The 15,156-nt window shown below is 64.4% G+C and carries 11 protein-coding genes; 7 read left to right on the top strand and 4 right to left on the bottom strand.

Features of this window, described 5'->3' with window-relative positions; genetic code table 11:
- Positions 1–373: 373 nt before the first annotated feature.
- From B0I08_RS17515 to B0I08_RS02125, 3 genes are all read right to left on the bottom strand, one after another.
- Entirely contained in the window at positions 374–1,636 is a 1,263-nt protein-coding gene (locus B0I08_RS17515; protein WP_146134295.1) for a hypothetical protein, read from the bottom strand.
- A gap of 520 nt (positions 1,637–2,156) precedes the next feature.
- Entirely contained in the window at positions 2,157–5,117 is a 2,961-nt protein-coding gene (locus B0I08_RS02130; protein ID WP_106209328.1) for a bifunctional [glutamine synthetase] adenylyltransferase/[glutamine synthetase]-adenylyl-L-tyrosine phosphorylase, read from the bottom strand.
- 8 nt (positions 5,118–5,125) lie between these two features.
- Positions 5,126–6,463, bottom strand: coding sequence for a glutamine synthetase family protein (locus tag B0I08_RS02125; protein ID WP_106209326.1), 1,338 nt, complete (start codon positions 6,461–6,463; stop codon positions 5,126–5,128).
- Positions 6,464–6,524: 61 nt separating this feature from the next.
- On the opposite strand from B0I08_RS02125, the gene B0I08_RS02120 reads away from it, so the two are divergent.
- The 7 genes from B0I08_RS02120 (at position 6,525) to B0I08_RS02090 (ending at position 14,951) form a co-directional block, all read left to right on the top strand.
- Positions 6,525–8,276 carry an NAD+ synthase gene (locus B0I08_RS02120; protein WP_106209324.1) on the top strand — a complete coding sequence of 584 codons (1,752 nt, stop codon included), beginning with the start codon at positions 6,525–6,527 and terminating at the stop codon, positions 8,274–8,276.
- Between the two features lie 10 nt (positions 8,277–8,286).
- Complete coding sequence (gene panB / locus B0I08_RS02115) at positions 8,287–9,117, top strand: 3-methyl-2-oxobutanoate hydroxymethyltransferase (protein ID WP_106209322.1); 831 nt, start codon at positions 8,287–8,289, stop codon at positions 9,115–9,117.
- Positions 9,118–9,306: 189 nt separating this feature from the next.
- Positions 9,307–10,350: a BMP family ABC transporter substrate-binding protein gene (locus tag B0I08_RS02110; RefSeq protein WP_106209320.1), complete on the top strand. Its 1,044-nt coding sequence runs from the start codon at positions 9,307–9,309 to the stop codon at positions 10,348–10,350.
- The gene (locus B0I08_RS02105) at positions 10,347–11,906 is read left to right on the top strand and encodes an ABC transporter ATP-binding protein (RefSeq protein WP_106209318.1); all 1,560 of its coding nucleotides are present in this window, start codon (positions 10,347–10,349) and stop codon (positions 11,904–11,906) included. The genes B0I08_RS02110 and B0I08_RS02105 overlap by 4 nt, the downstream gene beginning before the upstream one ends.
- Positions 11,903–13,030: an ABC transporter permease gene (locus tag B0I08_RS02100; protein ID WP_106209316.1), complete on the top strand. Its 1,128-nt coding sequence runs from the start codon at positions 11,903–11,905 to the stop codon at positions 13,028–13,030. The genes B0I08_RS02105 and B0I08_RS02100 overlap by 4 nt, the downstream gene beginning before the upstream one ends.
- Positions 13,027–13,974 (top strand): ABC transporter permease, encoded by a 948-nt coding sequence (locus B0I08_RS02095; protein WP_106209314.1) that lies wholly within the window; start codon positions 13,027–13,029, stop codon positions 13,972–13,974. Before B0I08_RS02100 ends, B0I08_RS02095 begins: the two co-directional genes overlap by 4 nt.
- Positions 13,971–14,951 (top strand): nucleoside hydrolase, encoded by a 981-nt coding sequence (locus B0I08_RS02090; RefSeq protein ID WP_181243138.1) that lies wholly within the window; start codon positions 13,971–13,973, stop codon positions 14,949–14,951. Before B0I08_RS02095 ends, B0I08_RS02090 begins: the two co-directional genes overlap by 4 nt.
- On the opposite strand, the gene B0I08_RS02085 is transcribed toward B0I08_RS02090, so the two are convergent.
- Positions 14,948–15,130, bottom strand: coding sequence for a methionine aminopeptidase (locus B0I08_RS02085; RefSeq protein WP_106209310.1), 183 nt, complete (start codon positions 15,128–15,130; stop codon positions 14,948–14,950). The genes B0I08_RS02090 and B0I08_RS02085 overlap by 4 nt on opposite strands.
- Positions 15,131–15,156: the final 26 nt, after the last annotated feature.

The following is a 15,156-nucleotide window of genomic DNA, read 5'->3' as shown; positions in this document are numbered from 1 at the left end:
CTATAAAGACGACCAGCGCGAATCCTCAGCCGACGGATGTTAAATCTGCCCGCCCGCCGGTCAGTGTTTGCCGACGCTTCGATCACTCCGTGTCGACAGACAAGCTACAGATCGAAATTATGCAGCACACGAGGCCTATCTCTCAGCTGCTCACGCCGCTACGTCAACGGCCGACGAGCCTAGGACTCACGACTATGAATCGCCGAAGCTATCGATGCATGCCTCGTTCATAACGTCGAATCTTGCCTCGACTTTGCACCGGCCGCCATCATTGCGCCCGTGATAACCGTACCCACTGAAACGCCCCGCTGAAGCTCGAGCGAGCTTGAACGGGGCGCATGCCGGGGCAGGCGTTATTCCTCGGTGTCAGCGGCTAGTTGATTGTGTAGATGTACTTGACGTTGTTCATCACAGTCGCAGAGAGGACCGTACCCTGGATCCCAGCAGGTTGATTGATCCAGCTGTTGTTGCTGGCAGCCTCGTACACCTGACCGCCGTGCAGGGTATAGATGTATTTCACCCCGTTCATGCTGGTCGCGGCGACCGCTGTGCCCTGAATGCCCGCCGGCTGGTTAATCCAGCTGTTGTTGCTGGCAGCCTCGTATACCTGACCGCCGTGCAGGGTGTAAACGTATTTAACCCCGTTCATGCTGGTCGCGGAGACGTCGGTCGCGGCGATGCCCACCGGTTGGTTCATCCAGCCGTTGTTGCTGGCAGCCTCGTACACCTGACCGTTGTTGATGGTGTAGATGTACTTCACACCATTCATCGCGATGACAGATATATCAGTCGCGGCGATGCCCACCGGTTGGTTCATCCAGCCGTTGTTGCTGGCAGCCTCATAGACCTGACCGTTATTAATCGTGTAGATGTACTTCACACCATTCATCGCCAGCGCAGATACTTCGCTCCCTGATATCCCCGGTGAGAGGTTAGTCCAACCGTTGTTGCTGGCAGCCTCATACACGAGCCCGTCGTTGATTGTGTAGATGTACTTCACGCCGTCCATCGAAATAGCTGAGATCTTGGTCCCGTACATGCCCGGCGGTAGATTTATCCAGCTGTTGTTGCTGGCGGCTTCATAAACTGGACGAGGACTGGACGTCGACGTCAGGTTGCCCTGATAGTCGAGATGCACGTGGTTGCATGTGTCGGGGAACTGAGATACCCCGGCCGGCAAGGCGAGCGGCGAGCTTGCCCTGCATTGTGATTGGCCAACTCGAGCTGGCTTTGTGATGAAGGAAGCGAATTGTTGGATCAGAACGCGATCTTGGGCAGTCGCACCAGTCGATGTGACACCATCGATTCGGTAGAGGTCAATCGCGTATCCGCCACCGTCACGATTGTGAGAGCTTGCGGCGCCTGCACCCAGAGTCTCGCCAGTACAGTATCGATTGAGGGAAGAAATGGCGATCGAATGCCCCTTCGTTATGACGAGGTAGTCGAGCGCCTGCAACAGCACTGCATTTACGTTGCACGTTCGCCCACCGACCACGCGCGGGGCTCCATTTGCCCATGCCCGTAGCTGAGCCATCGGCTCAGCATTGCCGGTCACCCGGCCACTGTTGACCATGCGAGCGGCATAGTCTTGGCCGGGTAATGCAGCCTGGGCAGGTGCGCTGCCGACGAACGTCACCCCAGCTACCAGCACCCCCGATAGCAGTGCTCCAGCAAATCTCCAGCGGCGCCTTGGTCCACGTCCGAGCATGAATGTCATTGGCAAAAAACCCCCTCAATGTCGCACTGCCCGTGGCACACGGGACGACACACGAGGTTTCCCTTAACCCCAAAGTGCCGTTGGGACGTGAACTGCTTTCGTAAGCGAGGAATTCACGTTTTCAGAACGTATCCGCAGCATACTGTGCTGGCGCCTGCAAAAGGGGAAAGAACGAGGACATCTCGAAATCTTTCCTCGAGCTGAAACCTGCTCAATTCGCCGGCGCTGTCCGTATACCCGGTCACGCTGACACGAATGACGACAAGGCAGCCAGTACGCAGAATGCTCAACTTGCATTCATCGAAACGCGTATCCGCTCGGCCGTAAAAGTGCGAGATCCACGAGCTTTCGAAAGTTGGCGATGGGCGGGCTACACTACGGCGCCTGCATCGCCCCACGGCGCCGCAGCTGTATTCGCGAAACTGAGACCGCTAACGCGTTAGCCCGTGCTCGGCGTGGGTTTCTTGGCGACGCCGTAGAAACGGCGCTCGAACACCTGCCGCGCCAGCCGCGTCATTCGCAGGTAGTCATCGTCAAGCTGCGACGCCGAACCGGGAGGGTATTCGAGTAGCCGCGCAACGCCTTCCAGCTGCTGCCGGTCGGTGGGAAGAACGTCGCTGGTCTTCGCTGTCCACAGGGTGAGCGCCGAACGCGCGCGTGACGCGATGATCCAGGCGTCCCGGAGGCGTGCCGATTCGTGGCGGTCCACAAAACCCTCCGCGGTCGCCGCGGCGAGAGCCTTCAGCGTCGAGGTGGTGCGCAATCCGGGAACGGTCGCGGCATGCTGCAGCTGAAGCAACTGCACAAACCACTCGACGTCGCTGAGCGATCCCCTGCCGAGCTTGAGGTGCCGGGCCGGGTCGGCGCCCTGGGGCAGACGCTCGGATTCGACCCGCGCCTTTATCCTCTTCACCTCGCGCACGTCCTGCTCGCTGATGGCGGTGGGAAATCGGATGGTGTCGGCGAGAGACTCAAAGTCGCGAATCAGGGCATCGTCCCCAGCAGCACCGCGCGCTCTCAGGAGGGCCTGCGCTTCCCAGGTGAGCGACCACCGGGCGTAGTAGGCGCGATAGCTGTCGAGCGAGCGCACCATGGCGCCGTTCTTGCCCTCGGGGCGCAATCCTGCGTCTAGATCGAGGGGCAGGCGGATGTCGTCGGTGAAACGTCCGAGAGCCTGCACGATCTGCGTTGCCCGAACCTGAGACTGCTCGACGGTGAGCACGGGCGTGTTCTCGCCGACACTCGGCCGGTACACGTACATGATGTCGGCGTCAGAACCGAAGCCCAGCTCCTCGCCTCCATAGCGACCCATCGCGATAATCGCGAACTCGATGCCATCCGGCACTGGCCGGGCGAGCGCGAGGACACCGGCCAACAGCGCCCCTGTGATGTCACTGAGCCCCTGCCCAAGTTCCTCCACGGAGATCTCCCCGACGATCGCGGCGATCGACAGGCGAAGCACCTCGCGTCGTCGCGCGGCACGCAGTACCGACGCAGCGGCCTGCGCATCATCGCGGTGGCGCGCCACGGTCGCCCGGGACTCCTCGATCAGCTCGTCCCGCGTGCGCGGACGGAGCTGTTCGTCGTTTTCGAGCCACGCGGCGGCCTCGGGTATGCGCTCGAGGAGATCGGCCGCGTACACCGAGCTGGAGAGCACATGGGTGAGTCGCTGGGCGGCTCCGGACGAGTCGCGCAGCATCCGGAGGAACCAGTACGCCTCCCCCAAACGGTCGCTGAGGCGCCGGAAGGACAGCAGACCATAGTCGGGGTTCGCGCCCTCGGAGAACCACTGCAGCATCACCGGCAGCAGGGTGCTCTGGATGGTTGCCCGCCGCGACACTCCCCCGGTGAGCGCCGCGATGTGGCTCAGAGCGCCCTTGGGGTCACGGAAACCGATCGCCGCAAGTCGCGCCGTTGCCTGGTCGCTCGTGAGTGCGAAGTCGTCATCCGGCAGGGCCGCCACGGCCGACAGCAGTGGCCGGTAGAACAGGCGCTCGTGGAGGCGCCGCACCGCAAGCTTGGTGCGTTGCCATGCCTCGGTGAGATCGCTGCCGCCTGTGTACAGCCCGGTGGAGCGGGCGAGAACCCGGATCGCCTCCGGATCGCGCGGCATCAGGTGGGTACGGGAGAGTTTGGTGAGTTGCAGGCGATGCTCGATCAGGCGCAGAAGCCGGTAGTCGCGCGAGAACTCCGCGGACTCCGCCCGCCCGATGTAGCCCTGGCTGGCGAGTGCGACGAGGGCTGGCAGGGTCGCGCTCTGGCGCACCAGATGGTCGTGCTGGCCGTGCACGAGCTGCAGCAGCTGAATGGTGAATTCGATGTCGCGCAACCCGCCGGGTCCGAGCTTGACCTGCACGTCTCGCTCGTCGGCGGGAATGTGTTCGGTCACGCGTTCGCGCATTCGCTGCACGGACTCGACGAAGTTGTCGCGCGATGCGCTCGACCAGACCAGAGGGCTCACCGCTGCCACGTAGCGCTCGCCAAGCTCGAGATCTCCCGCCAGCGGGCGTGCCTTCAGCAGCGCCTGGAACTCCCAGCTCTTGGCCCACCGGTCGTAATACGCCAAGTGGGATTCGAGGGTGCGCACGAGGGCGCCATCCTTGCCCTCTGGCCGGAGGTTGGCGTCGACCTCCCAGAGGCCGGGCTCCGATGCCAGCTCCTGGATGCCGCGGGAGGTGAGCATCGCGATCCGGGTCGCAATCTCCACCGCACGGTCGGTGGACAGACCGTCGGCAGCCTCCGCGACAAAAATCACGTCCACGTCGCTGACGTAGTTGAGTTCGCGCGCCCCTGCCTTGCCCATTCCTATAATTGCGAGGCGGGTGCGGGCGATGTCGTCCGGGGGAAACCGAACCGTTCGCCGCGCGACATCCACCGAAGCATCAAGGGCCGCCCCGGCCAAATCGGAGAGCATGGCGGTGACCGAGTCGACGGCGTCGAGGGGGTCATAGTGCTTCAAATCCCAGGCGGCCAGCTGCGCGAGATGGCACCGGTAGCGCACGCGCAGCGCGGTGTAGGCGGCGTCATCGGTGAGCCCTGCGACGCTCGCGAGGAGGTCGGCGCGCAGCTCATCCGCGGAGGGCAGCTCGGCGAGAGGTTCTTGGAGCGCCGAAAGCTGTGCCGGACGGCGAACGAAGTACTCCGCCAGCCCCTCGGACGCGCCCAGCACGCGAATCAGGCGCGCCGCGGCCGCGGGGTCGGCGAGAAGCGCCTCAGTCTCTTCCGCCGCACCCTCCCGCAACCGGATGAGCATCCGCAGCGCCTGGTCCGGGTCCGGTGCCGCAGCAAAATGCGGCACCAGATACTCGGAAAGGGTATCGAGCAGGTCCCGCGCTGACGCCAACTCGGTGAACCCGAGCCGCGCCAGTTCGGTCAACATCGTCCGGTGGCGAGGGGGCATGAGCTGACCTAGAGGATCTCCAGGTTGCTTGCCAACTCGTAGGGGGTGACCTGGGCGCGGTAGTCAGCCCAGTCGCGGCGCTTGTTCGACAGCACGTAGTTGAACACTTGCTCGCCAAGGGTCTCCGCAACCAGTTCCGAGTCCTCCATCAGCGAGAGCGCGTGGTCGAGGCTCGCGGGCAGCTGGTTGTAGCCCAGCGCGCGGCGTTCGGCATCGGACAGCGTCCAGACGTTGTCCTCGGCCTCCGGCGGCAGCTCGTATTCCTCTTCGATGCCCTTGAGCCCGGCGGCGAGCAGGAGGGAATAGGCGAGGTACGGGTTGGCGGCGGAGTCGATGGCACGGTACTCGACGCGCGAGCTCTGTCCCTTGTTCGGCTTGTACAGCGGCACGCGCACGAGTGCGGACCGGTTGTTGTGGCCCCAGGTCACAAAGCTCGGCGCTTCGTCGCCGCCCCAGAGACGCTTATAGGAGTTCACGAACTGGTTGGTGACGGCCGTGATCTCGGGCGCGTGGCGCAGCAGACCCGCGGCAAAGTGACGGCCGATCTTCGACAGCTGGTACTGGGCGCTCGCGTCGTAGAACGCGTTCACGTCGCCCTCGAAGAGCGAGAGGTGGGTGTGCATTCCCGACCCGGGGTGACCGGAGAGCGGCTTCGGCATAAATGTCGCGTAGACACCCTGCTCGATCGCGACCTCCTTGATCACCGTACGGAAGGTCATGATGTTGTCCGCGGTGGTGAGGGCGTCTGCATAGCGCAGGTCGATCTCGTTCTGGCCGGGGCCGGCCTCGTGGTGGCTGAATTCGACGGAGATTCCGAGGTCTTCCAGCATTCGCACGGAGCGGCGGCGGAAGTCGTGGGCTGTACCGCCGGGCACATTGTCGAAATATCCGGCCGAGTCGACGGGCTCGGGGCCGTTCGGCCCGAACTTGCTCGATTTGAGCAGGTAGAACTCGATTTCCGGGTGAGTGTAGAAGGTGAAGCCGCGGTCGGCAGCCTTCGCGAGCGTGCGCTTGAGCACGTTGCGCGGGTCTGCCACGGCGGGCTGGCCGTCCGGCGTGGTGATGTCGCAGAACATGCGCGCGGTCGGGTCGACCTCGCCGCGCCAGGGCAGCGTCTGGAAGGTGGTGGGGTCAGGATGGGCGAGCACATCCGCTTCGTACGACCGGGTCAGGCCCTGGATGGCGGAGCCGTCGAAACCGAGGCCCTCCGCGAATGCGCCCTCCACTTCGGCGGGCGCAATGGCGACAGACTTGAGAGTGCCAACGACGTCTGTGAACCACAGTCGAATAAACTTGATGCCCCGCTCTTCAATCGTACGAAGAACGAAGTCACGCTGCTTGTCCATCAAGCTCCTCAGGTAGTGCCGCGACCAGGGGGTATCCCGCCGCGCTATTAGGCTAGTGGCTATGCCCCGTCTTCGCTTGGCGCTCGCCCAGACCAATCCTGTAGTCGGGGATCTCACCGGCAATTCCCGGCAGATTCTCGCTGCCGCAACGACAGCTTCCGCCCGCGGTGCCGACATCCTCGCGCTCGGAGAGATGGCGCTGAGTGGCTACCCCATCGAGGACCTGGCGTCGCGCCCGAGCTTCCTCGCGGCGTCGCGCACCGCCGTCGAGAGCCTCGCCCTTGAGCTGGAGGCAGCGGGACTCGGCGAGCTCGTGGTGATCGTGGGCCACCCGGACGGACCGTTCGAGCCTCGGCTGCTCGGCACGAGCAATGCCCCGACGGCGATCGCCCAAAACAGCGCGAGTGTCCTTCAGCACGGACGGGTGCAGGCCCGCTACGCCAAGCATCACCTCCCCAACTACTCCGTCTTCGACGAGTACCGCGTGTTCCTCCCCGGCGACGAACTGCTGGTGATGCGAATCAAGGACGTCGACGTCGCCCTGATCATCTGCGAGGACCTCTGGCGTGATGGCGGTCCGGTTGGCCGTGTCCTTGAAGCGGATGCCGGGGTGCTCATCGTTATCAACGCGTCCCCCTTTGAGCGGGACAAAGATGAAGTACGCCTGCCGCTGGTCACCCGGCGCGCGGTCGAGACCGACACCATCGTCGCCTACGTCAACCTCGTTGGCGGTCAGGACGACCTGGTCTTCGACGGCGACAGCGTTGTCGTCGATGGCAGGGGTGCCATTCTGGCGCGAGCGCCCCAGTTCGACGAGCACCTCCTCGTGGTGGACGTCGATGCGGCGTCGGCAACAGATGTCACGCTGCCGGATGCCGTGCACCGCGTCACGCTGTCGGCGCGGGGCGGGGACGCGCCGGACGAAGAACGCGGTGTAGAGACACCCACTATTGCGGAACTGCCGGATGACCGCGAACAGGTCTGGAACGCTCTCGTGCTCGGAACGCGCGACTACGTCGAGAAGAATGGTTTTCCCTCCGTGATCTTGGGGGTTTCCGGAGGCATCGACTCCGCTGTCTGCGCTGCGATCGCCGCCGACGCCATCGGTGCCGATCGCGTGTGGGGGGTCAGCATGCCGAGCCGGTACAGCTCCGACCACTCACGCACCGACGCGGACGTGTTGGCCGAAGCAATCGGCTTCCACTACTCCACGGAGCCGATTGCGGATCTGGTTATGCCCATCGAATCGCAGCTGGAGCTGACTGGCACAGCTGCCGAAAATGTGCAGGCTCGCATTCGGGGCATCATCCTGATGGGATTATCGAACCTGGACGGCCACCTGGTACTCACGACCGGCAATAAGACCGAGCTTTCCGTGGGGTATTCGACCATTTACGGTGACTCCGCCGGAGGTTTTGCACCGATCAAGGATGTGCCGAAGCTCCTCGTCTGGGAGTTGGCGCGGTGGCGCAACGAGTTCGCTCTGTCGCGCGGGGAAGTGCCGCCGATTCCGGCAAACTCCATCGACAAGGCACCGAGCGCGGAACTGCGCCCGGACCAGACCGATCAGGACACCCTGCCGCCCTACGAGATACTCGATGCGATTCTCGACGCGTACGTCACGCGGGCGCTCGGTCGCGACGATGTTGTTGCTCTCGGGTTCGACCCGGAGACGGTGGACTTCATCACCCGCCTGGTCGACCGCTCGGAGTGGAAGCGGCGCCAGGGCGCGATCGGCCCGAAGATCAGCGGGATGGCGTTCGGGCGCGATCGCCGCCTGCCCATCACGTACCGACCCTCCAACGCGCACTAGGGTTAAACGCATGGCTGAGCAATCTGACGCTGTCCCCGTTCCGAAAAAGGTCCGGACGCGACACTTCCACAACGCGAAACGACAGGGCATCAAGATCACCGGCCTCACCAGCTACGATCAGCTCAGCGCGGCCATTTTCGACGCGGCGGGCATTGACTTCTTACTCGTTGGCGACTCCGCCGGCAATACCGTCCTCGGGTACGGCACGACGTTGCCGGTGACGGTGGACGAACTCATCCCCCTGACCCGCGCCGTCGCCAGCGCCGCCAAGCGAGCCTTCGTCATTGCCGACATGCCCTTTGGGTCCTACGAATCCGGCGCCGACCAGGCGCTGCACACCGCTTTCCGTTTTATGAAGGAGACCGGCGCGCAAGCGGTGAAGCTCGAGGGCGGCGTACGCAGTGCCGAGCAGATCCGTCGGATAGTTTCCGCGGGCATCCCGGTCATGGGTCACGTTGGATTCACCCCACAGAGTGAGCACGGCCTCGGCGGCCACGTCATCCAGGGCCGCGGAACGCAGCTTGAGCAGCTCCTCGCGGATGCGCACGCCGTCGAGGACGCCGGAGCCTTCGCCGTGGTGCTCGAAATGATTCCGGCGGAAGCCGCCAGACGGGTGACCGCTGAGCTCGAGATTCCGACCATCAGTGTTGGAGCCGGCCCGCACACCGATGGCCAGCTTTTGGTCTGGACGGACTGGGCGGGGCTCACCACGGGTCGGATTCCGAAGTTCGTCAAGCAGTACGCGAATCTCGCTGCCGTGCTCGGCGAGGCCGCGCTGGCGTTCCGCGCCGACGTCGAAGGCGGAATCTACCCCGGCCCCGAACACTCCTACGACGACTGAGCACGCGCGGGTGAGTCACCGGGCGGGCTTGATGACTGCGCCAGCGAGTCTGAAAAACGCCGTTGTGTTAACTAGTGTTTCCGAATCGAGCGCGCCACTGCCGGGATTGGTACGGTGTTCGGTGAGGGCGCCGCACGACCGCGCCCGGGCGCGGACTCCCGCAGCAATCACACCCGATAGGAACCACCAATGAACAATTTCGCGCGCCGTGCAGGCACCGCGGCCCTTGCCGTCGGCCTCTTCGCGACCGTGTCCGGCTGCTCCGCGCAGTCCGGCGACGATGCGGGCTCCGCCTCGACCGATGAGTCGCTCATCGTGATCACCCCGACCCCCATCGGTTCGAACAACTTCCTGCAGCTCGCCGTGGACGGCGCCGACGAGGCAGGCGAAAAGTACAACGCGTCGGTGGATGTATACGAGAGCGAAGACCCGACCAGCATCCAGCAAAACCTGGACGCCGCCATTCGCGAGGCACCCAGCGTGATCATCGGAGTGTCGTTCAGCGTGCTCGACCAGTTCACCCAGGCCGCCATCGACTACCCGGACCAGCAGTTCCTGCTCATCGACACCTCGGCGGAAGAGCCCACCCCGAACCTGACGGCCGCGGTCTTCAAGGAGTACGAGGCGACCTACCTCACCGGCGTCGAAGCCGGCCTGCTCACCGAGGCAAACACCGTCGGTGTTGTTGCATCGCTGGACACCCCGTTCCTTCACCGTTGGATCGATCCATTCTTCGCAGGCGCTGCCAGCGTCAACCCAGGGGTTGCTACGGGCGTGCAATACGTCGGCGGCGACAACCCCTTCGGAGACCAGGCCCGCGCCAAGGCGCAGGCCCAGATTCTCGTCGACGGTGGCTCGGACTACATCCAGGCGGCCTCCTCGGGTGGAAACCTCGGTGTCTTCGAGGCAGCCACCGAATCCGGTGCCTTCACCTTCGGCGTTGACACCAACCAGTGCCTCGACGCACCGGGAACCGTGGTGGATAACGCGATCAAGCGGGTGGATGTCGCGTTGGTGAACACAGTCGGAGAGATCCTCGACGGTAACGCCGGCGGGTTCTCGTCCTACGGTCTCGCCGAGGGCGGCGTGTCACTGACCGGGCTCGAGGAGGGCGTAGCCGACTCTGAATGCCTCATTGCCGGCTTCCCCGACGTGCTCGAGCAGGTCGCAGCGGTTCGTGACCAGATCGTGTCCGGCGAAATCACCGTTGCTGATCCCCTGACCGCCGGATGACCACCGTTCCGGCCGTAGCCCTGGTCGGGATCAGCAAGAGGTTCGGCGCCATCGTGGCTAACGATGGCGTCGATCTCGTGCTTTCGCGGGGTACCGTTCACGCGGTAATGGGAGAAAACGGCGCAGGCAAGTCCACGCTGATGTCTATTCTCTTCGGACTGGTGTCCCCCGACAGCGGCAATATCTTCGTCGACGGAAAACCCACCACTTTCTCGGGTCCGCTTGACGCAATCAGTTCGGGCCTCGGGATGGTGCACCAGCACTTCCGACTGTTCGAGTCGATGACCGTCGCCGAAAACGTCGTCTACGGCGCAGAGCCTCGCCGCAACGGCTTAGTGAACCGCAAGGCGGCGCACGACCGTGTTCGCGAACTCAGCGCGCGATACGGCCTCGACGTCGATCCCGGCGCAGTGGTGGGCACCTTGTCGGTCGGGACGCAGCAGCGGGTCGAGATTTTCAAAGCGTTGCACCGCGACGCCCGCATTCTCATCCTCGACGAACCCACCGCCGTCCTCACTCCCGGCGAGGTGACGTCGCTGTTTGCAGTGATCAGGCGTGCCGCCGATGCCGGCACCACCGTTGTGCTGGTGACCCACAAGATCAACGAAGTGCTGTCCGTGAGCGATGAAGTGACCGTGCTGCGCGATGGACGCGTCACCGGACGCTTCCAGAGGGCCGACGCAACCAGCGCCAAGCTGGTGCACGCTATGACGGGCCGCGAGGTGACCCCGGTGGCCAACAGCGGGTCCGGCAGCGTCGGTGCCGCCGTGCTGCGAGTCAACAACCTCACAGTGGTCGACCATCACACCGTTCGGGTCACCGACGTATCGGTCGACGTTCGCGCGGGCGAAATCGTCGGCATCGCCGGCGTCTCGGGCAACGGTCAGCACGAACTCGTCGAGGCGATACTCGGCACCCGGCGGGCGCTGTCCGGCACGATCGAGCTGCTGGGCCGCGACATCGGCGCCGCCAGCGTGCGCGATCGCCGTGCGCTCGGCCTCGCCGTGATCCCGGAAGACCGACGGGGCGAGGGAAGTGCGGTTCAGCTGTCGACGGCGGAGAATCTGACCCTCGGCCATCACCGCACAGCTCCGGTCGGCGCAAGCCGCGGCCTTCGACGCGGATGGATCTCACTCCGCGCCGAGCGTGCACGAGCCCGCGATCTCATCGCCGAGTACGACGTGCGCACCTCGGGGGAACAACTCCCCGTAGGTTCGCTGTCAGGCGGCAACGCACAAAAGGTTGTTATCGCGCGGGAACTCTCGCACAACGCTCCCCTCCTTATCGCCGAACAACCCACGCAGGGTGTCGATGTCGGGGCAATCGAAGCGATCCACGGTCGCCTGCTCGACTACCGCGCCACGGGCGGGGCCATCCTCCTGGTCTCCCACGAAATCACCGAACTTCTCGCTCTCGCCGACCGAATCCTGGTGATGTACGCGGGCCGGATTTTCGCTGAATTCTCCCGGAGCGAGGCGACCACAGCCCGGATCGGCGCAGCCATGGCGGGCGCGCAGGCCGAGACAGACATCCCAACAGAGGCCAGCAGGCTATGAACATAGAACCCGTACCCGGCGGACCGGGCACCGTCGCTCCGCGCGCACCCGAACCGTTATCGCGACGCTCCCGCGCGTCAGCTCTGCTCACCCTCGCCGTGCGGCACCCCGCCGTAGTTCCCACCGGCGCGGTCGTTCTTGCGGTGCTCATTGGCGCGGCAATCGTGCTGGCGGCCGGGCTCAACCCCATCAGTGCCTACTCGGCGGTACTCGCCGGCGCTCTCGACCTTGAGAACCTCGACTACACCTTCTCTGTCTGGGCTCTCATCTGTGGCATGGCTCTGGCCGCTGCCATCCCGCTGAGGATGGGCGAATTCAACCTGGGCGGAAACGGTCAGATGGTGCTGGGCGGTCTGGCCGCAGCGTTTATTGCCGGCCAGCTCGACCTGCCGTCGATCCTGTTGATTCCCCTCGCGGTCGTTGCAGCGGGTGTTGTCGCCGGTGCATTTGGCGCGATTTCGGCGCCACTGTCTACCAGGTACGGCATCCCGATCATCATCAGTACCCTGCTCCTGTCTCCTGTTGCCGTCGCGATCGTCTCGTACCTGCTGCGGTTCCAGCTCGGCGAGGCGGGTTCCGCTGTGGCGCAGACCGAACGGTTCCCGGATTCTGCGCACATGTGGGCTCTGGGTTCGCTTTCCTATAGCAATATGGGGCTGATCTTGATCATCGTCTTGATGGCGCTGTTCTGGCTCGTCGACTCCCGCAGCGCGGTTGGTTTCGAACTCCGCGTCATCGGGGCGAACCGTCGGTTTGCTTCCTACGGCGGTGTGCGGGTGGGGCGACTGGCTTTCGGCGCCATGGCCGCATCCGGTGCAGTGGCGGGAGTCGTCGGCGCGATCATCGTTCTGTCGCCGCCGTACCGCCTTGTCGACGGCGCGCTGCTCTCGCCCGGTTACACCTTTGCCGGGCTTGCCGCCGCGCTACTCGCCGGAGGACGACCCGCGTTTGTGCCGCTGACCGCGGCGTTGTTCACGATCCTCCAGGTGGGTGGCGGCGGCATGGAACGCTCCGCCGACGTGCCCCGGCAGCTCTCCGACGTACTGCAGGGTGTAGTGATCATCGTTCTCGCGCTGCGAACTATCGTCGACTCGCGTCGCACCGGACGGAGTGCAACCTCATGAACGTCTTCGAATGGGGCTTTGTCGCCGCCGTCCTCCTGGCTGCTACCCCGATCCTCTACTCGTCTCTGGCCGGCGCGCTGTCGTCACAGGTCGGCGTCTTCAATATCGCGCTCGAGGGCCAGATGCTCTGGGGAGCCTTCGCTGCCGTCGCCGGCAGTTTCTACACCGGAAGCGCCTGGGCGGGTGTTCTCATTGCCGTCGTCACGACCGCGCTCTTCTCGGTGACCCTCGCCGTGGGCTCGGCCCGCTGGGGTGCAGACCCTATTGTGATCGCGATCGGCACCAACCTGTTTGCGCTGGGTATCACGGGGTTCCTGATGCGCGTGCTGTTCGATGTGTCGGGGACGTTCTCGCCGCGTGGGCTGCAGGGCCTCGACAAGATGAGCTTTCTCGCCGAAATCCCGGTTCTCGGACCGGTATTCGCCGGCCAGACTGCGCTCGTTCCTCTCGCCTTTGTGTTCATCGTGGTCATCGGCCTGTGGCTTAAACTCACTCCCTCGGGGCTTCGGCTCCGTGGGGTGGGTGAACACCCCGAAGCCGCGTCGAGCCTCGGTATCAAGGTCGCCAGCTACCAGATGTGGGTGACCATCGCCGGAGGTGCATTGTGCGGCATCGCCGGCGCGCAGCTCTCGCTCGGCAACGTCACCGTGTTCACCGAAAACATGACGGCGGGACGCGGCTGGATCGCGGTCGCCGCGGTGATGCTCGTCATGGGCCGCCCACTCTGGTTACCCGTCGCCTGCCTTGGCTTCGGCGCAGCAGAGGCGCTCGGATTCCGCCTGCAGGGTATCGGCGCTCCTCAGCAGCTCACCGACGCGGCGCCCTACGCGATCACCATCGCGGTGCTTGTCGGTATGCGCATGTGGGTCACCGCTCGCAACCGTCGCCCCTCACTCTCGGCTCAGCCGGTTCCGCTTCCCTCCCAACCAGAAAGTACCTCGTGACCAACGACCTTCCCGACCCCGTGCGCCACATCATCCTTGACACCGACATCGGCATCGACGACGCCCTCGCGCTGATCTACCTCGTCGGCATCGACAACGTCGAGGTCTCCGCAATCACCACCGTCTTCGGAAACACCCCCGTCGAGGCGGCGTACACCAACGCCGCCCGGGTACTCGAACTCCTCGACCGCGACGATATCCTCGTCGCCAAGGGCGCCGCCGGACCGATGGTGGGCGAACCGCGGATCGCCGCTCACGTCCACGGAGCCGATGGCCTTGGCGACGTCTGGTCGACGCCGATCGCTCCGAAGAACGCGTCTGCGCTCAGCTCAGCGGAACTCATTGTCGAAATGGCAAGGTCCAAGCCCGGCTACTACGACCTGCTTCCCATCGGACCGCTCACCAACATCGGACTGGCACTCCAGATCGAACCCAACCTGCTGACGATGTTTCGCTCTGTCGTCATTATGGGTGGCTCGGGCCCGTTCCCGCCGCTCGGAGTGGCGCAGATGGTGGACGCGAACATCCACAACGACCCGACCGCCGCCGCGCTCATGTTTGCGGCTCCCCGCGAGCACTTGGTGATGGTGGGGGTCAACGTCACAGCGGGAACCATCGTGGACGAACAGGCCGTGCAAGCAATGCACCGGGCAGGTACCGCGGTCGGCACCTTCTCGGCGCAGATCCTCGAGGCGTACATGGACTTCTACCAGGTGGCCTGGGGGCGCCGGGTCTCCCCCGCGCACGACGGATTGGCCGCAGCGATTCTCGTGTACCCCGAGCTGGTCACCAAGTCAGTCTCTGGTCCCGTGAACATCACGACAGACGGTTTCGCCACCCGCGCACACCTGATGCAAACCTCAGAGGGACTCCCGGTCAGCTGGCCCACCGAGCCCGCACCCGACACGTACGTTGTATTGGATGTCGACCGCACAACGTTCTTAAATGACTTCGTCCGGGTGCTCTGCGGGCGCTAGCGGTCGTCTGCGTCGGCAGCGGCTTCTTCCTCTGCCCACTTGCGCGCGCGCTCCGCGATGATCTCGGGCGCGCGTTCCGCTTCAGCACGGGAGGCAAAAGGACCGTCCCGGTCAGATCCGAGAGACTTGGGGCCTTCTTCGACCTCGCCGGTCTTGTTGTTGAACCACCATGCGGTCATGGCCACCTCCTGCAATCGATAAAATC

This window comes from Glaciihabitans tibetensis (assembly GCF_003003265.1).
Taxonomy (GTDB): Bacteria; Actinomycetota; Actinomycetes; order Actinomycetales; family Microbacteriaceae; genus Glaciihabitans; species Glaciihabitans tibetensis.
This window is presented reverse-complemented; position numbering and strand designations above follow the sequence as displayed.

Bases quoted from the DNA above. Each gene is read 5' to 3' on its own strand.
- B0I08_RS02130 (WP_106209328.1), bottom strand. From the start codon at position 5,117: ATGCCCCCTCGCCACCGGACGATGTTGACCGAACTGGCGCGGCTCGGG.
- B0I08_RS02125 (WP_106209326.1), bottom strand. From the start codon at position 6,463: ATGGACAAGCAGCGTGACTTCGTTCTTCGTACGATTGAAGAGCGGGGC.
- B0I08_RS02120 (WP_106209324.1), top strand. From the start codon at position 6,525: ATGCCCCGTCTTCGCTTGGCGCTCGCCCAGACCAATCCTGTAGTCGGG.
- panB (WP_106209322.1), top strand. From the start codon at position 8,287: ATGGCTGAGCAATCTGACGCTGTCCCCGTTCCGAAAAAGGTCCGGACG.
- B0I08_RS02110 (WP_106209320.1), top strand. From the start codon at position 9,307: ATGAACAATTTCGCGCGCCGTGCAGGCACCGCGGCCCTTGCCGTCGGC.
- B0I08_RS02105 (WP_106209318.1), top strand. From the start codon at position 10,347: ATGACCACCGTTCCGGCCGTAGCCCTGGTCGGGATCAGCAAGAGGTTC.
- B0I08_RS02100 (WP_106209316.1), top strand. From the start codon at position 11,903: ATGAACATAGAACCCGTACCCGGCGGACCGGGCACCGTCGCTCCGCGC.
- B0I08_RS02095 (WP_106209314.1), top strand. From the start codon at position 13,027: ATGAACGTCTTCGAATGGGGCTTTGTCGCCGCCGTCCTCCTGGCTGCT.
- B0I08_RS02085 (WP_106209310.1), bottom strand. From the start codon at position 15,130: ATGACCGCATGGTGGTTCAACAACAAGACCGGCGAGGTCGAAGAAGGC.